16 protein-coding genes, 1 tRNA gene and 1 other RNA gene are annotated in these 20799 nt (G+C 68.6%); 13 read left to right on the forward strand and 5 right to left on the reverse strand.

Translation table 11 applies throughout. The features are described 5' to 3' along the window. Positions 1 to 38: 38 nt before the first annotated feature. Both ACSGC5_RS02170 and ACSGC5_RS02175 read right to left on the reverse strand, forming a co-directional pair. Positions 39 to 656 (reverse strand): hypothetical protein, encoded by a 618-nt coding sequence (locus ACSGC5_RS02170; protein WP_434968964.1) that lies wholly within the window; start codon positions 654 to 656, stop codon positions 39 to 41. 63 nt (positions 657 to 719) lie between these two features. Further along, positions 720 to 1787, reverse strand: a complete 1068-nt coding sequence (locus tag ACSGC5_RS02175; RefSeq protein ID WP_434968965.1) for a hypothetical protein — start codon at positions 1785 to 1787, stop codon at positions 720 to 722. Between the two features lie 78 nt (positions 1788 to 1865). Here ACSGC5_RS02175 and ACSGC5_RS02180 point away from each other — a divergent pair, with 78 nt between their 5' ends. The 7 genes from ACSGC5_RS02180 (at position 1866) to ACSGC5_RS02210 (ending at position 6786) form a co-directional block, all read left to right on the forward strand. Continuing rightward, on the forward strand, positions 1866 to 2765 hold the full coding sequence (locus ACSGC5_RS02180) for a multidrug DMT transporter permease (RefSeq protein ID WP_434968966.1): 900 nt from the start codon (positions 1866 to 1868) through the stop codon (positions 2763 to 2765). A gap of 61 nt (positions 2766 to 2826) precedes the next feature. Then, complete coding sequence (locus tag ACSGC5_RS02185; RefSeq protein WP_434968967.1) at positions 2827 to 3243, forward strand: GNAT family N-acetyltransferase; 417 nt, start codon at positions 2827 to 2829, stop codon at positions 3241 to 3243. A gap of 43 nt (positions 3244 to 3286) precedes the next feature. After that, entirely contained in the window at positions 3287 to 4375 is a 1089-nt protein-coding gene (locus ACSGC5_RS02190) for a DNA glycosylase AlkZ-like family protein (RefSeq protein ID WP_434968968.1), read from the forward strand. 22 nt (positions 4376 to 4397) lie between these two features. Then, on the forward strand, positions 4398 to 4745 hold the full coding sequence (locus ACSGC5_RS02195) for a DUF2200 domain-containing protein (protein WP_434968969.1): 348 nt from the start codon (positions 4398 to 4400) through the stop codon (positions 4743 to 4745). Between the two features lie 2 nt (positions 4746 to 4747). Beyond that, positions 4748 to 5155, forward strand: coding sequence for a VOC family protein (locus ACSGC5_RS02200; protein WP_434969148.1), 408 nt, complete (start codon positions 4748 to 4750; stop codon positions 5153 to 5155). A 150-nt stretch (positions 5156 to 5305) separates the two neighbouring features. Further along, a complete protein-coding gene (locus ACSGC5_RS02205; RefSeq protein ID WP_434968970.1) occupies positions 5306 to 6637 on the forward strand; it encodes a DUF222 domain-containing protein in 1332 nt (443 codons plus the stop codon). A 59-nt stretch (positions 6638 to 6696) separates the two neighbouring features. Beyond that, a tRNA-Ser gene (locus ACSGC5_RS02210) sits at positions 6697 to 6786 on the forward strand. A gap of 97 nt (positions 6787 to 6883) precedes the next feature. Here the strand turns inward: ACSGC5_RS02210 and ACSGC5_RS02215 are convergent. From ACSGC5_RS02215 to ACSGC5_RS02225, 3 genes are read right to left on the reverse strand one after another with little or no spacing between them, the layout of a single operon-like run. After that, positions 6884 to 9208, reverse strand: a complete 2325-nt coding sequence (locus tag ACSGC5_RS02215; RefSeq protein WP_434968971.1) for a transglutaminaseTgpA domain-containing protein — start codon at positions 9206 to 9208, stop codon at positions 6884 to 6886. Continuing rightward, a complete protein-coding gene (locus tag ACSGC5_RS02220; protein WP_434968972.1) occupies positions 9205 to 10452 on the reverse strand; it encodes a DUF58 domain-containing protein in 1248 nt (415 codons plus the stop codon). The genes ACSGC5_RS02215 and ACSGC5_RS02220 overlap by 4 nt, the downstream gene beginning before the upstream one ends. A gap of 1 nt (position 10453) precedes the next feature. Beyond that, a complete protein-coding gene (locus tag ACSGC5_RS02225) occupies positions 10454 to 11476 on the reverse strand; it encodes an AAA family ATPase (RefSeq protein WP_434968973.1) in 1023 nt (340 codons plus the stop codon). Between the two features lie 142 nt (positions 11477 to 11618). On the opposite strand from ACSGC5_RS02225, the gene ffs reads away from it, so the two are divergent. The 6 genes from ffs (at position 11619) to ACSGC5_RS02255 (ending at position 20798) form a co-directional block, all read left to right on the forward strand. Further along, positions 11619 to 11715: signal recognition particle sRNA small type (ffs, locus tag ACSGC5_RS02230), an RNA gene on the forward strand. A gap of 106 nt (positions 11716 to 11821) precedes the next feature. Continuing rightward, the gene (gene pta / locus ACSGC5_RS02235) at positions 11822 to 14011 is read left to right on the forward strand and encodes a phosphate acetyltransferase (protein ID WP_434968974.1); all 2190 of its coding nucleotides are present in this window, start codon (positions 11822 to 11824) and stop codon (positions 14009 to 14011) included. Next, complete coding sequence (locus tag ACSGC5_RS02240) at positions 14008 to 15240, forward strand: acetate/propionate family kinase (RefSeq protein WP_434968975.1); 1233 nt, start codon at positions 14008 to 14010, stop codon at positions 15238 to 15240. The genes pta and ACSGC5_RS02240 overlap by 4 nt, the downstream gene beginning before the upstream one ends. Positions 15241 to 15313: 73 nt before the next feature. Continuing rightward, positions 15314 to 16141: an HAD family hydrolase gene (locus tag ACSGC5_RS02245; protein ID WP_434968976.1), complete on the forward strand. Its 828-nt coding sequence runs from the start codon at positions 15314 to 15316 to the stop codon at positions 16139 to 16141. Further along, positions 16138 to 18681, forward strand: coding sequence for a glycoside hydrolase family 65 protein (locus ACSGC5_RS02250; RefSeq protein ID WP_434968977.1), 2544 nt, complete (start codon positions 16138 to 16140; stop codon positions 18679 to 18681). The genes ACSGC5_RS02245 and ACSGC5_RS02250 overlap by 4 nt, the downstream gene beginning before the upstream one ends. A 20-nt stretch (positions 18682 to 18701) precedes the next feature. Continuing rightward, complete coding sequence (locus ACSGC5_RS02255) at positions 18702 to 20798, forward strand: DNA polymerase III subunit gamma and tau (RefSeq protein ID WP_434968978.1); 2097 nt, start codon at positions 18702 to 18704, stop codon at positions 20796 to 20798. Position 20799: the final 1 nt, after the last annotated feature.

A 20799-nucleotide genomic window follows, 5' to 3' on the forward strand; every position in this document is an offset into this window, starting at 1 on the left:
CCGCCCGAGCTCGCCGAACCTGACGGGAAGCTGACGGTTCAGCCGATACAGCCGTTCAGGGGTCCGGCAAGACCCCGCGCGCCGGATGCCGAAGCAGGCGCCGTCGCTGAGAGAACCAACTCGTCCTCGGCCAGCGACACGGAGGTCACGGCGATCGCGTCCGGAGTACTGGGCAGCGCGATCCCGTCGATCAGAGCGGCAGGGGCGGCCTCGCCAGCGCGCGAGAGCAGTGCCGGAGGGACCTCGAACCCTGCGACGGTGACCGCGGCGGGACCGAGCCGCCAGCCGTCGGGTGTCTGCTCGGGCTGGAAGCTGATCGTGGCGGGGAACGTCGTGCCCTGGTAGGGCATCTCTACCGCTATCGACAGTGCCGTCGAGTCGATTCGTGCCTCGACCGGAGTATCGAACCGGCAGGCGGCCAACGTTGCGACCGCGGCGCTGTCGATTCCGACGCGAAGGTCCACGCGACCGGTGAGCACTTGCACGATCGCCGGCGTCGCGCCGGAGGACACTGACACTCCCTCGACGGCGAGATCTGCTGTGGTCGACTCGAGTCGTGCGTCCAGGTTCGCACGCACAACCAGCTCAGCACCGACCGCGCCGCCGACGACGACGGTGGCGCCGACGGCGAGAGAAATCCAGGCCCGTTTCTTCACTCCCTCATCACAACGCCGCCACCTGCCGCTCCGCACACCGCGTGCTGACAGGACGCTGACGGTTCAGCGTCGCCACACGGAGCCGTCGATGGCGCCGCGGATCGTCTTGTACCCGAGCCAGACGATCAGGAGCAGCAGCGCGATCCACAGCGAAACCGCGACGGGTGTGAGCCACGCAATTCTCCACAGTCGACCGAGTTCCAGGGCGAGGGTGGCAAAGGCCGCGGTCGGGAAGCCGAAGCCCCACCAGCCGATGTGGAAGTGCAGGCTCCGACGCTCTCGGAAGAGCACGCGGAGCGCGAGCAGCATCCACCACACAGCGAATGCCCACATGACGCTCGCAAGCGCCACGGCGATTGCCGTCAGGCCGCTCATCGCTGCCACAGCGGATCCCATCCGGGCAAGGGCGATCACGCCCAGGCCTCCTGCTCCGAGCGGCGCCAGCCACACCCACCAGCTGGGCGCGAGATGCGGGGGAGGCGGAGCTGCCAGAAGCAGACGGCTGCCGATGATCGCAGCCAGGAGCAGGAAGAGCCCGAATCCGATTCCCCATCCGGCGAGCGCTGCGAAAGCCCACTGCGCCGGATCGCCCCCCAGCCCCAGCGCCACGGCGCGAACCAGGATGCTCGGCACGAGGACCAGGGGGACGACCGGGACGAACCAGTTGCCCGACATCGCCGCGAGCGGAACATCGGCGATGCCGATGACTCGCGAATAGAACATGTAGCCGACCGCAAGGGTGCCCAGCAGCCCGGGGATGAAGAGGGTCATCCCCGTGCCGAGCGCGACCGTCGCGTCCACGCCGCCGGAGATGCCGGCTTCGAGGGTCGCGAGCGCGAGAACCAGGAGCCCTGCCGGCCACGACGCGATCATCGCACCGATCCCGGGATTGTCGAGGTCGGCCCGGAACGCCGACGGATGCCGCGCGAGCCGCGCCAGCGAGACGACCGTCACTCCCGCGCCGGCGAGCGCCGCGAGCACGAGGAGAACGAGACCCGCCGCGGTGTCGGCATCCGTCGCGGCCAGGGGATCGCGGAAAGCGAGCAGGGAAGCCCCGGCGAGGGTCATCAGTGCAGCGCCCCAAGCCGGGTGGAAGGTTGCGAGGCGGCTGTTCGATCGGACGGTGCTCATGAGAAGAACTATACCCCTGGGGGTATTACCATCGGATAGCCTGGGCGCCAGGCGCACGCCGATACACCGGGGGACCGCATGGAGTTGAGTTCGTTTCCGATCATCGGCATCGCGCTCGCCGTGTTGTCAGCAGCGCTCTTGACCGTCGGTAACCACCTGCAGTCGGTGGGAGTCGAGCGCGCAAGCGGCGGTAGTTCCACGGGACTGGGAGCGTCGGGCTTCTGGGCACTTGCCAGAACGCCGGTCTGGCTTCTCGGCTCTGTGCTCTTCGGGCTCGCGATCCTCGCGCAGCTCACCGCGCTCGCGTTCGCGCCCCTCATCGTCGTGCAGCCCGTCGGTGTCATCGCGCTGGTGTTCGCATCCGCCCTCACCGCGGTGGTCACCCGCCGCCGGCCCAGCGGCGCCGAGATCGTCGCGATCCTCGTCGCTGTCGCCAGTCTCGCCGCCTTTGTCGGGGTCGCCGCGGCCGTCAGCGTGCAGACGACGATCACCGATCGTGAGCTGATCCTGATCCTGATCATCCTGCTCGTCGTTCTCGCGGTCACCTTCGCGGTGCTTGCTCTGCTGCGCCGGCGCGGCATCCCTCCCGTCGTCTACGTTGTGCTCGGTGGCTTGTTCGCGGGATTCGTCGCGACCCTCGGCAAGACCGTCATCCTGCGTGTGCAAACCGCCTGGGCATCCCAGGACTTCAGCGTCGATGACACCAACCTCCTGACGATCGCGTGCCTCGTCGGGATCGCGGTGGCCGGGGCCCTCTCGATCTACTTCGTGCAGACGGCGCACACCGTCAACACACCTCAGACCGTCGTGGCGGGCCTCACGATCGTCGATCCGTTCATCGCCGTCATCCTGGGGATCACCGTGCTCGGTGAAGCGGTCGGGGCGCCGCTGTGGAGCTTCGGAGTGTTCGCGGTAGCCGGAGCCGGCGCGATGTGGGCTGTCTGGCGGCTCGCCTCGATCACGCAGCCGGCGCGATGACCAGTGCCCGGGTCGCGGGCTGACCGGCGACCGGGCGAACCGGCTCGGCGAGAATATCCCCATGCCCGCATACGAGTTCTCCGCCGACCCGCGCCGCGTCGATCGGGCCACCGTTCACCACTGGCTGAGTGAACTGTCGTACTGGGCGCGTGGGCGCACGCGCGAGCAGCAGGATGCCGCGATCGAGGGCTCCCGCAACTATGGCGTCTACGACAGCCAGAGCGGTGCGCAGCTGGCATACGCGCGGATCGTGACCGACGGCGCGACCTTTGCCTGGCTCTGCGATGTCTTCGTGTCGCCCGACGCCCGAGGCCGGGGCATCGGTAAGGCTCTCATGGCGGGGGTTGTCGCGGACGTCGAACCGCTCGGCGTGCGCCGCGTCATGCTCGCCACCGCTGACGCGCACGGACTGTATGCGCAGTTCGGATTCGAGGGCGTGCGCGCCCCGGAGAAGTACATGGTTCTCGGGGCCCACTGAGTCGGCGGAAGTCGATGTCAGCGCCGGGCGGTACGCTCGCGGAATGCATCGCCTCACGCGGGACGAAGCGCGCCGAATCGCCGTGCGCGCCCAGTTGCTGGATGCCGATCGTCCGGGGGACGTCGTCGAGGTGGCGGAGCAGCTCGGCAGTATCAAGATCGATCCGACCGCGACGATCGCACCCGCAGAGCAGACCGCCTTTTGGAGCCGGATCGGGTGGGGGTACGAGCCCGGGCAGCTGAAGAAGGCCGTTGAAGATGATCGCCTGCTCTTCGAGTTCGATGGCCGGTTTTTCGCGTCGAGTCTGATGCCGTACATGGTGCCGCTGATGCGTGCCCGGCAGTTGCGTGCTGCCTCCCGCGAGTATCTTGAGGCCAACACCGCGTTTCGCGCGGATGTGCTCGCTCGGCTGCGCGCCGAGGGGCCGCTGCTGGCATCTGAGATTCCCGACACCAGCGTCGTGCAGGGCAGCAACGAGAGCGGGTGGTACGGATCGAACCAGGTCCCACGGATGCTGGAGTTGCTGTCGGTCATCGGTGAGGTGGCTGTGGTTCGACGCGAGAACCGCCAGCGCGTGTGGGACCTCGCCGAGCGGCTCTACGGTCCCGATGACGGGTCCATCACGCCGGAGGAGGCCGAAGAGCGGATGCAGCAACGGCGCCTTCAGGCTGCCGGCATTGCGCGGCAGAAGTCGCCGTGGAGCGACGTCGGCATGGCGGGGGAACCCGCAGAGGTCGAGGGGAGCGCGTGGAAGTGGCGCGTCGACCCGGAGGCCATCGCCGCGCTCGATGACGACCCGGGGGGCCGCGTCGCGATCCTCAACCCGTATGACCGGATGCTTTTCGACCGCCCCCGTCTTGTCGAGCTGTTCGACTTCGAGTTCATCCTCGAACAGTTCAAGCCCAAGGCTCAGCGCGTGTACGGCTACTTCGTGCATCCGATTCTCCTCGGCGACCGTTTCTCGGCGCTACTGGATGCCGAACTCGACAAGAAGAAGGAGAACCTGGTCATCACCGCCGTTCACGAGCTGATCCCCTTCGACGATGAGGAGCGCGAAATGGTGGATGCCGAGATCCGTGACCTCGGGGAGTGGCTCGGCGTTCCCGTGGTGTTTGCCTCAGGACGCCGGTAGGCCCAGCGCGTACCCTCGGATCATGGCGCACCGGATCTTCACGACGAGCTTTGCATCGGTCTACCCGCTCTACGTCGCGAAGGCCGAGCGCAAGGGCCGCACGAAGGATGAGGTCGACGAAATCATCGGATGGCTGACGGGCTTCGACGACCAGGATCTTGCGCGACACCTCGACGAACAGACGACATTCGAGGAGTTCTTCGCGGATGCCGACCTCAACCCGCGCGTCTCGGCGATCACCGGCGTGGTCTGCGGCGTGCGCGTCGAGGAGATCGAGGACCCGCTCATGCAGAAGATCCGATACCTCGACAAGCTGATCGACGAACTGGCCAAGGGCAAGGCCATGCCGAAGATCCTCCGGCAGGCGTGACCATGCCGCTGGTCGACCACATCGGTATATCGGTCGCTGACGTGAGCGCCACGGCCGACCGGTTCGAGCCGGTGCTCACCGAGCTCGGCTACGTCCGTACGGATGCCGGGTCCACGGTGTTCTGGACCAGCCCGGGCGAGACGGAACTCATCTTCTATCCCGCTCGCGATGCCGGGAGCGGTCCGCACGAGCACGGCCGGGTCGGCTGGCAGCATCTTGCGTTCGCGGTCGACTCGCGCGCCGAGGTGGATCGACTGCACGCGGTGGCTGTGGCTGCAGGCTGGGTAGCGGTGCGCGATCCCAAGCCCTATCCGCGCTTCACGCCCCGGTATTACGCATGCTTCCTCGAGGAGGAGAACGGCATCCGTATCGAATTCATGCACAATCCGCCCCGGGACGCCGTCGACTGACCGCGAGGACGCTGCGCCCGCACCGCTCGTCAGGTCCTGTTCTTCGGGGGAACAGTCGCTTAGGTTCGATGTGGGGCACCTCGCGATTCGAGCTCTCGCGGGAGCAGCCGGCCCGGGTTGAATGTCGGAGGTATGTTCTAATGTCGAGGCATGACGAACTCGCTGGCAGGCATCGCGGAAGCGCTGGAAGCGCTCGCTGCTGCGGGTGCTGAGCGGTCGCCCGAGTCGCTGACCGCCGCTGAGCTGGTTGCCGTGAACGCCGCTTACGGTGCCCTGCGGCGACGCGTGGATGCAGCGTTCGCGCCCGTTGCCGCCGAGATCGCGCGTCAGTCGCGGCGGGAGCTTGGCAGGGAATCTCTCGCCAGACGTCAGGGTTTCGCCTCGCCTGCGGCGCTGATCTCCACAACAACCGGGACCGGCATCGGCGAGGCGCTGCGCATCGTCCAGGTCGGCGAGGCCACCGCGCCACGGATGACGCTCACGGGTGATCCGCTGCCTGCAAAGCGGCGGTTCGTGGCCGCGTCGGTTGCTCGGGGAGACCTCGGAGTGACGCCGGCGGCGGCGATCGTGACCCTTCTCGACCGGCTCGCCCTCCGCACAGACGCGGCGCGCATCGACGAAGCCGAACGGCAGCTCGTCGAGCTTGCGCCCGGACTGCGACCCGACGAACTCTCGAAACTCCTCGCCCGTGTCGAGGCACACCTCGATCCCGATGGGGTCGAACCGCGGCACGAGGATGCCCGGGCGCAGCGCTCGCTCGTCATCCAGGAACGCGATGGCATGGTGACGCTCACCGCGAAGCTGGATGCCGAGACTGCGGCGCCCGTGAAGACGGCGATCGAAGCGATGGTGACCCAGGTCTTGCGCCGCAATGAGCACGCAGCCGACGACGAGCGCGATCTGCGATCCGTAAAGCAGCTCGCCGCCGACGCGTTGGCCGACCTGTGCCGCCACGGCCTAAGCTGCGACCGCGTTCCCACGGGCCCCGCAACCACCGTCGTCGTGCGGATGAGCCTTGAGGAACTGCAGAGCGGAATCGGGGCTGCCACGATCGACGGTCTCGATCAGCCGGTTTCGGCAGGCGCCGTCCGTCGGCTTGCGGCCGACGCGCAGATCATCCCGTGCGTGCTGGGTGGTGACAGCGAGATCCTCGACTGGGGAAGACTCAAGCGGCTGTTCACCCCCGCCCAGAAGCTCGCGCTCGCAGGAAGAGATGGCGGATGCATCTTCTGCGGCGCTCCGCCGGGATGGTGCATCGTCCATCACGCGAACTGGTGGGAACGAGATACGGGACCAACCGACCTCGAAAACGGCGTGCTCCTGTGCACCGGCTGTCATCATCGAGTCCATGACGACGGATGGGAGATCGAGATTGAGAGCACCGGCCCGACTGGCCGAGTGTGGCTCGTCCCGCCCGCGTGGATCGACCCCGCCCGGACGCCCCGGCTCGCCGGCAACTCCCGCTTCGCCCTCACTGCCTGAGCGCGAGCCCGCTGGTCCGGGGGGAAGAGGGCCATCGGGTACGATGGACAGGCTGTTCTGGTGACGTGTCTGAGCGGCCTAAGGAGCACGATTGGAAGTCGTGTGTGCGTGCAAGCGCACCGTGGGTTCAAATCCCACCGTCACCGCCATATGTCCTGAGTCGCGTCATCGTTTACGAACGGGTCGCGGCTCAGGACTTTTCGTTGCTCCCCCGGGCCCGCAGATGAGCTGCCGTGGCGCCGTTGGTCATCGTCGAAAGATCAGTCCCTGCACGAGCGATCGGGGTGCGACAAGGGCGATCGACCGGCGCGCCGGGGAGGCGGCGAGCATCACCTGACCCCTGATCTCGCGGGCCGCCACCGCCAGTTCCTTCCGGTCGCGGCCAGCCTCGTCGACACGAGAAGGCGGCAGAGCGCCGACCGTCGCCACCCCTGACCCCTGACCCGGGGCCGGGACTCCCGCCGGCGCGTAGGAGGCACGTTCGATCGCCGAGACGACGACGTTCATGGCGTCCTCGTCGACGCCGTGTTCCCGCACGAGCCGGTCCCCGAGCATGCGGGGCGTGTCGCTGCTCGCAACACGGATGCCGAGATCGACCGCCGTCTCTCGCACGACGGCCCACGCGGCGACCGAGTCGCCGGTAGCGGCGGCCGCGAGCAATCGCCTCCGCCGGAGTTCGGCGAGGACGCCCGGGGCGGCAAGCAGGGCCAGCACGCCGAGCCCGACGACACCCCACACCAGCGTGGCGAGGTTGCGCTGTGCCGGGAGGGTGGCCGTCGCATCCGGAGTGTCGACGTCCCCAGGCAGAGTCGATCTCGTCGGCTGCGGCGTCGCTGACGGCGCTGCCGACGCCGTCGGTGTCGGGGATGCAGCGTCCTGCTGCGCCGCATCCGTCCCCGAGCTGAACCGCGTCGCCGTTCCCAGACTGTTGGTGGGCTCGAAGGCCACCCAGCCGATCTGATCGAAGAACACCTCGGGCCACGCGTGGAGCTGGCCGCTGAGCACTGAGCGCACCGTTTGGCCGTCGACGACGGTGCTCGTGTTGACCCCCGGTAGGTACCCGACGACGATGCGCGAGGGCATCCCGAGCGTCCGTGCCATGAGCGCGAACGCTGACGCATAGTGCACGCAGTATCCCGTCTTCACATCGAGGAAGGCGGCAACCGCATCGGCTCCCGATCCGTCGAAACCCTGCTCGACGGGAGCCTCCAGCGAATACCGGAAATCAGACCCGCGGAACCAGGACTGCATCGCCACGAGCGCGTCGTAGTCAGTCGACGTGCCCGCGGTCACGTCCTCCGCGGTACGGGCGATGATCTCCGGCAGTCCCTCCGGCAGGGCGGATGCGGCATCCCTGACGCGGCCGGGATCGGCGCTCGCGGCACGGATCTGGTCGAGGGTCGGCTCGGGGACCATGGTGCGCACGACGTATGACTGCCCCTGGGTCGCGCCGTTCTCACCCACGACGGTGCGATTCAGGGGCATCGCATTCCAAGATCCCGCCAGTCCCTCCACCTCCACCGCCGGGAAGGGGACCGGCAGCCACGATGACGAGAGGTCGGTGATCTCGACCGTCGTGGAATAGTCCGCCACCTCGATGCCCGGGCCGGTCTGGACGTCCCCGAACGCTGCCGCGCTCTCCAGGGGCAGCGCCCAGGTCCGATCGGGCTGCCAGACCGCCCCGGTGAACTCGCTGAGGGTGGCGACGCGAAGATAGGGCGGCAGGGGTGCGTTGGAGCGCATCCGGAGGACCTCGATCTGCTCCGGCCGGCGCAGATCCTGACCGAGCGAGAGTGACGCGTCGATTCCGGCCGTTCCGCTTCCCGACGCGACCCGGGGAGCCGGCTGCGGAAGCGACGGGGTGATCACCAGTGCGGCGACAAGTGCGGCGGCGCCGATGCCGACGGCGACGGCGGAAGCCCCGCTCGCTCGCCCCAGACGCGGTTCCCGGCCCCGCGTCTCGGCCCGCAGGAGCAGGAGGATCGCCGCCGCAAGCAGGCCGAAAGGCCACAGGTTCACGGCGCTGGGCACTGCGATAGCAGGAATGAGAGAGACCGTGAACAACGCGACACCGGCAAGAAGCGGCATCCGTGCGGTGAGGGCGATGTGATCCACCGCGATCGTGAACAGGCCGGCGGCGCCCACGATCACAAAGCTCAGTGCCGGCGTCGGGATCATCGGTGCGGCGCTGTAGAAGATCTCCTCGGATGCCGTGACGATCAGGGCCGCTGCCTGATCCACGCTCCCAAGAAGGGGGACGACTCCCCAGAAGGCGGTGTCGCGCAGGAAGACGACAGTGAGGACGACGATCGTGAGTGCCAGTTCGATCGCGCTGATCCCGATCGCCGACACGCGGCTGCGGCGCAGCAGGTACCCGGTCGCCATGATGGCCGCCGACAGCGCGAGGGCTCCCCAGAGCCAGGCGCCGGGACTGACGACACGCGTCACCGGCAGGAGCGCCGCGACGATCCCGACCATGACGCCGACGGTCAGCAGCGTGTCCGCGCGACCGTTCCGGACGACTGCTCGTCGGCCGCTGCGAGCCGGGCGTCCAGGCGCGGGTGCGCTCATCGCCCCGCCCGCTTCGGCCGCCGCGCTCGCGCCTCGTCGTGTTCGCGGGCGTCGTCCCACCACCCGGGCATCTCGGGACCGACCCGGATCGTCTGGACTCGCCACCCAAGCTCGCCAGCCCGGTCAAGAGCATCCGGGGTGGCTCCCGTGGCCAGCAGGATCGGCAGTGTCGTGTGCGCACCGATGGGAGCGAGAGCGGCGATGTCCGCCTCGGAGACAGCGCCGGTGATCATCACGATCGGACCGTTTCCGACCCGTGCGAAGGCACGAGGAAGGTCGAGGATGCTGTGGCCGCTGCCCGCGACGATGGTGGCGCATTGCGCGGCGAACGCGTCCAGCAGCACCCTCTCGCCGGGTTCTATCGGTTCGTGCAGGGCAGTTCCGTCGCTGTCGAGCACGCTCACGGTGTAGCCGTCGCTCGAGAGCTGGGCGACCGCCGACACCGTGGTTGCGACGGCGGCCTCGAACGCGGGGTCTTTCCCGGGCGCGTCGGCGGCTCCCTCGCCCCACCGCGAGCGGTCCAGGTCGAGGACGACTACGGCATCCGGAGCCGACTCGTTCTCCTCCTGGCGGACCATGAGCCCGTCGTGGTGGGCTGAGGCGCGCCAGTGGATGCGGCGCATGGAGTCCCCCGGCTGATACGGACGTGCGAGCAGATTGTCGACTCCGTGGCCCCGCTGCGTGTGGGTGGCGTGCAGCGCGCCGCCGGCGGTCGCGGTCATTCCGCGTAGCGCCGGAACATCGACCTGCGCCGGAGCGACGCGCACGGATACCGCGCCGAGCACCCGGACTGCGCGACGGGCGAGGCCGAACGGGTCCTCCGTGATGACACGCAGCGGGCCGAGGGAGTACGTGCCTCGCGAGGTCGGGGTCACGCTGTAGCTGATCGTTGCAGAGCCCTCGGTGCCGTCCCACGCGAGGTCGCCATCCAGATCGCCGGCGAAGACCGGATCCGCGGCCTCGCGCCAGTGCGCCGACCGGCCGAGCATCCGCCGCGGTGGACGCAGCGTGATCGTGACCTTGGTCGGCTTGCCCGTCGTCGACACGTCGGGAACCACGCGCCGGGGACTCGCAGTGGGAGCGCCCCGGAACCACAGTGACGCGAGGCTGGCCGAGACGAGCATGATCATGAGCACGCCGAAGAACATGAGCTCGACCACGCCGGTCTCGCCGGCGACCACGAAGGAGACGACGGCGAGCGTCAGGGCGCCGGTGCCCCGAAGCGTGAACGGCCACCAGCGCATGTCACCGACGCGACGCAAGGGGGACGCGGGCGCTCGCGGCGATCTGCGTGAGCGCGGCCTCGACGGCGGCTTCGCCGTGATGGGCGCCGCCGGCTGCGCGCGTCGCGATCAGGCGGTGGGCGAAGACGGGGTGAAGCAGCCCCGTGATGTCGTCGGGAATGACGAAGGACCGCCCCTCCAACGCGGCCGCGACCTTGGCGGCCCGAACCAGTTGCAGGGTCGCTCGAGGACTGGCGCCGAGCTTGAGGTCGGGGTGGGTCCGAGTGGCCTGCGCGAGAGCTACCGTGTATTCCTCGATCGCCGGGGCCACGTGGATGTGCCGAGCGGACACGATCAGATCGATGACCTCGTGCGTCGTCACCACCGGCCGCACGGCCTCGAGCGGATTGACGGTCTCGCGCTGGCGGAGCATCAGCGTCTCGGCGCGCGCATCCGGGTAGCCCATCGAGATCCGCATCGTGAATCTGTCGCGTTGCGCTTCGGGGAGAGCGTAGGTGCCCTCCATCTCGAGCGGGTTCTGGGTTGCGACGACCAAGAACGGATGAGGCACGAGGTGCGTGCGCCCATCGACGGTGACCTGACGCTCCTCCATCGCCTCCAGGAGTGCGGACTGCGTCTTGGGGGAGGACCGGTTGATCTCGTCGGCGATGACGATGTTGGCGAAGACGGCGCCGGGCTTGAACTCGAACTCTCGCTCGACGGGGTTGAACGCCGACACGCCCGTCACGTCTCCGGGAAGCAGATCCGGGGTGAACTGGATGCGGCGCACCGCCGCGTCGATCGAGGCGGCCAGGGCGCGCGCGAGCATCGTCTTGCCGACTCCGGGAACATCCTCGATAAGAAGGTGTCCCTCGGCCAGGAGGCAGATGAGTGCGCTGCGCGCCGCCTCGGGCTTGCCGTCGATGACCGATGTGATGGCCGCGAGGATCGAGTCGGTGACCTCGGCAAAGCGCTCGGCGGTCACGGGCTGTGCCCCTCGGGCCTGCGCGGACGTCCGTTCCTCGCCGATGACGCTCTCGGTCATGTGCGACCCCCTCCGCCACTGCGCGCCGCCTCGTCGGATACGCGACGCCTCGTCGGTCGTTGCCCAATCGTAACCTTCGCGCGAGGGGGGTGGCTCTGGGAGGACGCCGCGAATCCTCGGGCGAGCGAGCGGGTAGACTGGGGTCAGCTCTCCGCGCGGCGGCATCCAGGCCAACTCCCCCAGGACGGAAACGTAGCAAGGGTAACCAGGCTCTGCCGGGTGCGCGGAGAGTCTTTTCGTTCCCGGGTGAACGGTGTGCGACGCGGGCGAGACCATCCCGTGTCCTGGGGCTTTTCTCCGGTACCGGCCCTGCCTCGTCGTCACTGCCGCGCCTAGGCTGAGAGCGTGGCGCAGAGCATCTTCATCACCTCGGCAGAAGGTCACTCCGGCAAGTCGACCATCGCGCTCGGTGTACTGGACGCGCTCAGTCATGCCACCCCGCGGGTCGGGGTGTTCCGAGCGATCGCCCGCTCGACGGTGGAACCCGACTATGTGCTCGAGATGCTCCTCGCGCACGACGGTGTCGATCTGGCATACGACGACTGCATCGGGGTGACCTACGACGAGGTGCGAGCAGACCCCGACGCGGCGCTGGGCAAGATCGTTGAACGCTACAAGGCCGTCGAGGCCCAGTGCGATGCCGTCGTCATCGTCGGCAGTGACTACACGGATGTCGGGTCCCCGGCCGAGCTGGGGTACAACGCCCGCATCGCCGCCAACCTCGGCGCGCCGGTACTGCTGGTGATGAGCGGTCGCTCCGGCGAGGCGGAGAAGCTCGGCTCGTCCCCGGCCCGCACTCCCGAGGAGATCGGGCAGATCACCGCGCTCTCGCTCGCGGAGCTCGCGCATGGACGGGCGGGCCTGCTGGCCGTCATCGTCAACCGCAGCGAGCCGGATCGCATCGACGACGTGATCGCCTCGGTGCGAGACGTCGTCGACCACGCGCGCGAACCCGAGCACGCGACATCCGACGGTCTCGTGCCGGTGTGGGCGATTCCCGAGGACACGTTTCTGGTCGCGCCCACGATGCGCGAGGTCATGGCGGCCATCGACGGCACGCTCATCAAGGGTGACGAGGAGCTCCTCTCTCGGGAAGTCCTGGGTGTCGTGATCGCCGGGATGTCGATGGTCAACGTGCTGCCGCGTCTGAGCGAAAGCGCGATCGTGATGATCCCGGCAGACCGCACCGAGGTCCTCCTCGCGACGCTGCTGGCGCACTCCTCGGGCACGTTCCCGTCGATCTCCGGCATCCTGCTGAACGGCCCGTTCCCGCTTCCGGAGCAGATCGACCGGCTGATGGACGGTGTCGGGTCCAACCTCCCGATCATCGCGACCGACGAGGGCACCTTCGAGACCGCCGTCAAAGTCATCAACACGCGAGGCCGCTTCGCGGCGGCATCGCAGCGACGCTACGACACGGCGCTGGCGATGTTCGAGCACCACGTCGACACCGCAGCGCTCAGCCGCTCACTCGGGCTCGCGCGGTCCACGGTCGTGACCCCCCTCATGTTCGAGTACCAGCTCGTCGAACGCGCCCGCTCGGATCGCCGACGGATCGTGCTCCCGGAAGGAAACGACGACCGCGTCATCCGTGCCGCCGCGACCGTGCTGGCGCGGGGGATCGCGGACCTGGTGATCCTCGGCGACGAGGGCGACGTCCGCACCCGCGCGGCCGAGCTCGGCGTCGACATCTCCGCGGCGCAGATCATCAGTCCCTTCGATCCGGCGTACGTCGAGCCGTTCTCGCAGGAATACGCGCGGCTGCGGGCGCACAAGGGCATCTCCCTGGATCAGGCCGCCGACACGGTCACCGACGTGTCCTACTTCGGGACTCTGATGGTCCACCTCGGGTTGGCCGATGGCATGGTCTCGGGTGCGGCCCACACGACGGCGCACACGATCCGTCCGGCGTTCGAGATCATCAAGACCAAGCCCGGCGTGTCGGTCGTCTCCAGCGTGTTCCTCATGGCGCTGGCCGACCGGGTGCTCGTCTACGGTGACTGCGCGGTGATCCCCGACCCGACCGCCGAGCAACTCGCCGACATCGCGATCTCGTCGGCCGCGACGGCGGCGCAGTTCGGCATCGACCCACGGGTGGCGATGCTGTCGTACTCGACGGGCGAGTCGGGATCGGGGGCGGATGTCGAGAAAGTGCGCGCCGCCACCGCCATCGTTCGCGACCGCGCGCCGGAACTGCTCGTCGAGGGACCCATTCAATACGATGCGGCAGCGGACGCCGCTGTTGCAGCAGCCAAGATGCCCGGGTCTGCGGTGGCCGGGCGGGCCACGGTCTTCGTCTTCCCCGATCTGAACACCGGGAACAACACCTACAAGGCTGTCCAACGGTCGGCGGGTGCGGTCGCGATCGGCCCCGTGCTCCAGGGCCTCAACAAACCCATCAACGACCTCTCTCGTGGCGCACTGGTCGATGACATCGTGAACACCATCGCCATCACCGCGATTCAAGCCCAGCCGGATGCGCCGCCCGTGACCTCGGCATCCGATTCCCCCGAGCAGGAAGAGACCTCCGCATGAGCGTTGTCCTCGTCGTGAACAGCGGCTCGTCGTCGTTCAAGTACCAGCTGATCGACATGAACAACGAAGCCGTGCTCGCGTCGGGTCTGGTGGAGCGCATCGGGGAGGAAGCCGGTCACGCGCGGCACACGGTCACCGCTGCGGACTTCGCCGCCGACGAACCCGCGCCGACGTTCGTGAGCGCCACGTCCGAGCGTGACCTTCCGATCCCCGACCACACGGCGGGGTTCCAGGTGATGCTGGATGCGTTCGCGGCGCACGGACCGTCACTGGATACCAACCCTCCTGTGGCCGTGGGACACCGCGTCGTCCACGGCGGAGCCCGGTTCTTCGAGCCGACCCTGGTCACGCCGCTCGTCCTCATCAACATCGAGGACCTGTCGGTGCTCGCGCCCCTGCACAACCCGGGGGCCGTGCAGGGCATCCGGGCCGCGCAGGACGCGTTCCCGGCGCTCCCGCACGTCGCTGTATTCGACACTGCGTTCCATCAGACGCTCTCGCCCGCCGCGTACACGTACGCGATCGACAGCGATCTGGCTCAGCAGCATCGACTGCGTCGCTACGGCTTCCACGGCACCTCGCACAAGTTCGTCAGCGAGGCGGCAGCCGACTACCTCGGTCGGCCGCTCGCAGAGCTCACGCAGATCGTGTTCCACCTCGGCAACGGGGCATCGGTGACCGCCATCGACGGGGGGCGCTCCGTGGATACCTCGATGGGCCTCACGCCGCTGGAGGGCCTCGTGATGGGCACCCGGTCGGGGGATGTGGACCCGGCCATCGTGTTCCAGCTCGCGCGACGCGCGGGATTGTCGATCGATGACCTGGACGAGCTTCTCAACAAGCGCTCGGGCCTGCTGGGTCTTGCGGGAGTCTCCGACATGCGAGACATCGAGCAGCGTCGTGCCGATGGCGATGAGGCGGCGACCCTGGCCTTCGATGTCTACATCCATCGCCTGCGCGCCTATGCCGGGGCCTATCTCGCTCAGCTGGGTGGCGTCGACGTCATCTCCTTCACCGCCGGCGTCGGCGAGAACTCACCGACCGTTCGCGCGGCCGCCCTCGAGACCCTGGGCTTTGCCGGCGTCGCTCTCGACCACGAACGCAACGAGCGCCGCGAGCGGGGCATCCGTCGCATCTCGACTGACGCCTCGCGGGTGAGCGTCCTCGTCGTGCCGACCGATGAAGAGCTGGAGATCGCCCGGCAAACTCTCGGCGTCGCACAGGGGTGAGCCCGCGCGAATCGCCGTTCCCGTCGAGTCGAACTACTACGCTTGCACCACGGCGCGATGTGGAGCCGACCCTGTGCCCTCGCTTCTTGCCATCGTCACCTGCCGGGAGGTTCCTGTGGCCGACGCTCTGCCCGATCTCACCGCCTACGACGCGGTGCTCTTCGATCTGGACGGCGTGCTGACCCCGACCGCCGACGTGCACATGCACGCGTGGCAGGCGATGTTCGACGAGCTCTTCTCGGCCTGGGGTATCACGCCCGGCTACACCGAGCGCGACTACTTCGAGCACCTCGATGGCAAGAAGCGCTACGACGGCGTCGCGAGTCTGCTGTGGAGCCGGGACATCGAGGTGCCGTGGGGCGAGCCCTCCGACGCGCCCGAACTCGACACCGTGTGCGGCATCGGGAACCGCAAGAACGCCGTTTTCGAGCGCGTCCTGCGAAGCGAGGGCATCGCCCCCTACCCCGGCTCGCTGGCGCTCCTGGACATGCTCCGGGATGCCGGGACCAGGGTCGCGGTCGTGTCGAGCTCCAAGAACGCCCGCGAAGTCCTCACCGCCGCGGGAATCATCGACCGCTTCGAGGTGATCATGGACGGCGTGATCGCGGAGCGCGACAATCTGGCCTCCAAGCCCGCGCCGGATGTGTTCGTCGAGGCCGCCGCGATGCTCGGCATCGAGCCGGGCTCCGCGGCGGCCGTCGAAGACGCGTTGTCGGGCGTGCGCTCGGCCGTGGCGGGGGGCTTCGCGTTAGTCGTCGGCGTCGATCGCGGCGTCGGGGCCGACGTGCTCCGCGACGCGGGCGCCCACGTCGTGGTCACGGATCTGGCCGACTTCCTCGACGACGCCGGCACCGACATCCGCATGAGAACCCCCGAGTCCGGACAGGAGGAGTCCGCGTGATCGACCGCGATCGTTACCCCGTCGACCCGTGGCGGCTGGTGGAGACGAGCTACTCCCACGATGAGGTCGGGGTCTCCGAGACGCTTTTCGCCGTCGGCAACGGGTACCTCGGTTTGCGGGGGAACAACCCGGAAGGTCGTCACGCGCATGAGCACGGCACCTTCATCAACGGCTTCCACGAGATCTTCCCCATCCGCCATGCCGAACAGGCGTACGGGTTCGCCGAGGTCGGTCAGACGATCATCAACGCGCCCGACGCGAAGATCATGCGGGTCTACGTCGATGACGAGCCGCTCTCGCTCGACATCGCCGACGTGCGCGAGTACGAACGCGTCCTCGACATGCGCGATGGCGTCATGCGGCGCCGTATCCTCTGGGTCACCCCGTCGGGCAAAGAAGTGCTCGTCGAGGACGAGCGCCTTGTCTCGTTCGAAGAGAAGCACCTCGCGATCCTGCGCCAGACCGTGACGGTGCTGAACGCCGATGCCCCCGTCACCATCAGCTGCCAGATCATCAATCGGCAGGACGGCGAAGACGTCTACGGCGGGACCCCGGTCGCGCCCAAGCGGGCAGGTTTCGACCCGCGCAAGGCGGAGCGGATCCAGGAGCGCGTCCTCCAGCCCCAGGAGTACTGGCAGGAGGGCACCCGGTCGGCGCTCGCGTACAAGGCGACCGCGTCCGAGATGACGATGGCGGTCGTCGCCGACCACCTGATCGACACCGAGAACGAGTACGACCCTCGAACGCTCATCGAGCCGGACATCGCGAAGAACGTCTTCCGCATCCGGGCCCGTGCGGGCACGCCCGTTACGATCACGAAGCTCGTGAGTTACCACACCTCGCGGGGCGTTCCGGCTCGCGAGCTCGTCGACCGCTGTCGGCGCACGCTCGACCGGGCTCGGGCTGAGGGAGTCGATACGTTCTTCACGCGGCAGCGAGAGTGGCTCGATGCCTTCTGGGAACGCTCCGACGTTCGTATCGGCGGCCACGACGACCTGCAGCAGGCGACACGCTGGTGTCTGTTCCAGCTCGCTCAGGCTGCCGCTCGCGCCGACGGTCTCGGGGTTCCCGCCAAGGGCGTGTCGGGGTCGGGCTACTCGGGCCACTACTTCTGGGACACCGAGATCTATGTCCTCCCCTTCCTCGCCTATACGACGCCGCAGTGGGCGCGCAACGCGCTGCGGATGCGGTACCTCATGCTCCCCGCGGCGCGCCGGCGGGCCCGTCAACTCAACGAGACGGGTGCGCTCTTCCCGTGGCGCACGATCAACGGTGAAGAGGCGTCCGCGTACTACGCCGCGGGTACGGCGCAGTATCACATCAACGCGGATGTGAGCTTCGCGCTCGCCAAGTACGTCCGCGCGACCGGCGACACCGAGTTCCTCTACCGCGAGGGCGTCGATATCGCCGTCGAGACCGCGCGCATGTGGGCGAGCCTGGGATTCTGGCGGGAGAACGAGCAGGACTCCGAGCGTTCGTTCCACATCCACGGCGTCACCGGCCCCGACGAGTACACGACGGTCGTCAACGACAACCTGTTCACGAACGTGATGGCACGTTTCAACCTGCGGTTCGCCGCCCACACCCTCCGTGACATGGCCCTGGACGCTCCCGAGGAGTATCGCCTCATGGCGGACCGCCTCGGCCTGCAGGACCACGAGATCGAGGCGTGGGAGGCCGCCGCCGAAGCGATGAACATCCCGTTCAGCGACGCATTCGGCATCCACCCGCAGGACGCGGTCTTCCTCGAGAAGGAGGTCTGGGATCTCGAGAACACCTCGCCCGACCAGCGGCCGCTGCTGCTGCACTTCCATCCGCTCGTGATCTACCGCTACCAGGTGCTCAAGCAGGCGGATGTCGTCCTCGCGCTGTTCCTGCAGGGCAACCACTTCACGGCCGAGGAGAAACTCGCCGACTTCGAGTACTACGACCCGCTGACGACGGGAGATTCGACGCTGTCTGCTGTCGTGCAGGCCATCCTCGCCGCGGAAGTCGGCTACCAGGACCTCGCTCTGACGTACTTCCTCGACTCGATCTACGTCGACCTCGGCGACCTGCATCACAACGCGGCCGACGGCGTCCACGTCGCGTCGGCGGGGGGCGTCTGGACGGCGCTCGTCAGCGGGTTCGGGGGCATGCGCGACCACTTCGGAGAGCTGAGTTTCGACCCGCGGCTCCCTGCTGACTGGCCCGAGCTCTCCTTCACCCTCCATTGGAAGGGCACCCGCCTGCAGATCACGATCGCCCGGGATCGGATGTGGGTTGCCGCTGGCCCCGGAGACGCCGTGGAGTTCTCCGTCCGCGGAGCGCGGTACGTCGTCGATCCCGGCCAGGAACTGATGATCCCGCTCGCCGATCAGGGGCCGGTGATCCCCGGCCGCCCCTCGATCCGCCAGTTCGCGGATGTCACCCGCGACGACGGATCGCTGCTGTCGGCATCCGTGCCGGTGGTCACGACCTCGATCCCGGTCGTGGGTGCTCCGGAGACCTTCGAGAACGCGCCCGAGCAGCTGCCGCAGGGCGCTGACCCGATGTCGTGACCACGCCCTAGGCTGGGTGAATGACCACCGCCCTGTACCGCCGATACCGCCCCGAGGCGTTCGGCGAGATGATCGGGCAGAGTCAGGTGACCGAGCCGCTCATGACGGCGCTGCGGGGCGACCGCGTCGGGCACGCGTACCTGTTCTCCGGGCCTCGCGGATGCGGCAAGACGACCTCGGCGCGGATTCTCGCGCGGTGCCTGAACTGTGCCCAGGGCCCCACCGACACGCCCTGCGGAGAGTGCGAGAGCTGCATCGAACTCGGGCGCGGCGGCGGGGGATCGCTGGATGTCGTCGAGATCGACGCCGCAAGCCACAACGGCGTCGACGACGCGCGTGATCTGCGCGAGCGGGCCGTGTTCGCGCCCGCTCGCGACCGGTTCAAGATCTTCATCCTCGACGAAGCCCACATGGTGACCCCGCAGGGGTTCAACGCGCTCCTCAAGCTCGTCGAAGAACCGCCCGATCACGTCAAGTTCATCTTCGCCACGACCGAGCCCGAGAAGGTCATCGGGACCATCCGTTCGCGGACGCACCACTATCCGTTCCGGCTGGTCCCGCCCGCGGCAATGCTCGAGTACGTCGCGTCGCTGTGCGAGAGCGAGCGCGTCGAGGTGGATCCCGGCGTGCTGCCCCTCGTCGTCCGCGCGGGCGGCGGCTCACCGCGGGACACCCTCTCGCTGCTCGATCAGCTCATCGCGGGCTCCGACGGCGCGGTGACCTACGAGCGCGCCGTCGCGCTGCTGGGGTACACGCACGGCGAGCTTCTCGACGAGATCGTCGACGCGCTCGCGGCATCGGACGCGGCAGCCGTGTTCGCCGCCGTCGACCGCGTCGTGCAGACAGGACAGGATCCTCGTCGGTTCGTCGATGATCTTCTCGAGCGCTTGCGCGACCTGATCGTCGTCGCGGCGACGGGAGAGGGCGCTGCTGCCGTGTTGCGCGGCGCGTCGGCGGAAGATCTGCACCGGATGGCGGCGCAGGCCGAACGGTTCGGCGCGCAGCGCCTGTCCCGGACGGCGGATGTCGTGATCGCCGCGCTGGACGACATGACCGGCGCGACGTCGCCGCGTCTTCAGCTGGAGCTGATGTGTGCGCGCGTGCTGGCCCTCGCCGGAGCCCAGGGCGTTCCGGTCGCTGCAGCCTCTGCTCCGGCTGCCACGGCCCCGCCAGCCCCGCCCGCCTCGCAGGTTGCCCCGGCCCCCGCCGCCACCGAGCCGCCGGCGGCCGACACATCCCCGAGAGTCGATGCAGCGCCCGATGCGACGCCGGCCCCCGAGGCGCCGCCGACGCGCGACGCGCCCACGCCTCCGGCATCGACGGAGCCCGTGACGCTTGACGTCATGCGCGAGCGGTGGCCTGCCATCCTGAGCGTGCTCGAGGGCATCAGCCGCACCTCGTGGCTACTCGTGACGGTCGCGAACGTCGCCGATTTCTCCGGGGACGTCCTGACGCTCACGTTCGCGAACGCGTCGGATGTGGCCACCTTCAAGCAGCTTCGTGCCGGCGCCGGTCCGAGCGAGGACCTTCGAACGGCGATCAAGCAGGTGCTCGGCATCCGTGTGAAGTACCTCGCGAAGCATGTCGCCCCTCCTGACTCGTCAGGACCGTCCGGCGACGGGCCGCGAGGCGGATCCGGTCCGTCTGCGCCGGCGCCCTCGCCCCGAGGCGGCGCGACGGCGGCCTCGGCAGCATCTGCCGTGACCGAGTGGGCTGTCGCACCGATTCCGGCATCCGACCCGGGCCGGGATGTGGGCGATCCGTCGGGTCCGGCAGCCTCGGCGTCCGGTTCGGCAACGGCCGTTCTCGCGCCGTCGGTACCTCCGCCGTCGCTTGCGGTAGACGACGAGCCCGAAGAGGCATCGGCGCGTGTCGCGCCGAACCTTCCGTCGCCGCGCGAGGGCGATGTCATCGACGCCGATGAGCCCCCGGCCGATGACGATGACAACGAGTCCGTCGATCTCGATGTCATGCCCGATCAGGCGCCGGTGCTCGCGCAACGGATCGCGCGTATGCCCGACGGCACTCAGCGCTACGGGGAGGCGGTCGTGCGTCAGCTGCTGGGCGCCCGCTTCGTCCGCGAAGAGCCGCACGCGTCTCCCACGAGGTTCGGCTGAT

This window comes from Microbacterium sp. bgisy207 (assembly GCF_965345035.1).
In the GTDB taxonomy this organism is placed as follows: Bacteria; Actinomycetota; Actinomycetes; order Actinomycetales; family Microbacteriaceae; genus Microbacterium.

What these genes read in the sequence shown, in the direction of transcription:
- ACSGC5_RS02220 (WP_434968972.1), bottom strand. Translation starts at nt 10,452, where the DNA reads ATGCGCTGGTGGCCGTTCACGCTTCGGGGCACCGGCGCCCTGACGCTC.
- ACSGC5_RS02240 (WP_434968975.1), top strand. Translation starts at nt 14,008, where the DNA reads ATGAGCGTTGTCCTCGTCGTGAACAGCGGCTCGTCGTCGTTCAAGTAC.
- ACSGC5_RS02185 (WP_434968967.1), top strand. Translation starts at nt 2,827, where the DNA reads ATGCCCGCATACGAGTTCTCCGCCGACCCGCGCCGCGTCGATCGGGCC.
- ACSGC5_RS02190 (WP_434968968.1), top strand. Translation starts at nt 3,287, where the DNA reads ATGCATCGCCTCACGCGGGACGAAGCGCGCCGAATCGCCGTGCGCGCC.
- ACSGC5_RS02215 (WP_434968971.1), bottom strand. Translation starts at nt 9,208, where the DNA reads ATGAGCGCACCCGCGCCTGGACGCCCGGCTCGCAGCGGCCGACGAGCA.
- ACSGC5_RS02180 (WP_434968966.1), top strand. Translation starts at nt 1,866, where the DNA reads ATGGAGTTGAGTTCGTTTCCGATCATCGGCATCGCGCTCGCCGTGTTG.
- ACSGC5_RS02255 (WP_434968978.1), top strand. Translation starts at nt 18,702, where the DNA reads ATGACCACCGCCCTGTACCGCCGATACCGCCCCGAGGCGTTCGGCGAG.
- ACSGC5_RS02175 (WP_434968965.1), bottom strand. Translation starts at nt 1,787, where the DNA reads ATGAGCACCGTCCGATCGAACAGCCGCCTCGCAACCTTCCACCCGGCT.
- ACSGC5_RS02205 (WP_434968970.1), top strand. Translation starts at nt 5,306, where the DNA reads ATGACGAACTCGCTGGCAGGCATCGCGGAAGCGCTGGAAGCGCTCGCT.
- ACSGC5_RS02225 (WP_434968973.1), bottom strand. Translation starts at nt 11,476, where the DNA reads ATGACCGAGAGCGTCATCGGCGAGGAACGGACGTCCGCGCAGGCCCGA.
- ACSGC5_RS02195 (WP_434968969.1), top strand. Translation starts at nt 4,398, where the DNA reads ATGGCGCACCGGATCTTCACGACGAGCTTTGCATCGGTCTACCCGCTC.
- ACSGC5_RS02200 (WP_434969148.1), top strand. Translation starts at nt 4,748, where the DNA reads ATGCCGCTGGTCGACCACATCGGTATATCGGTCGCTGACGTGAGCGCC.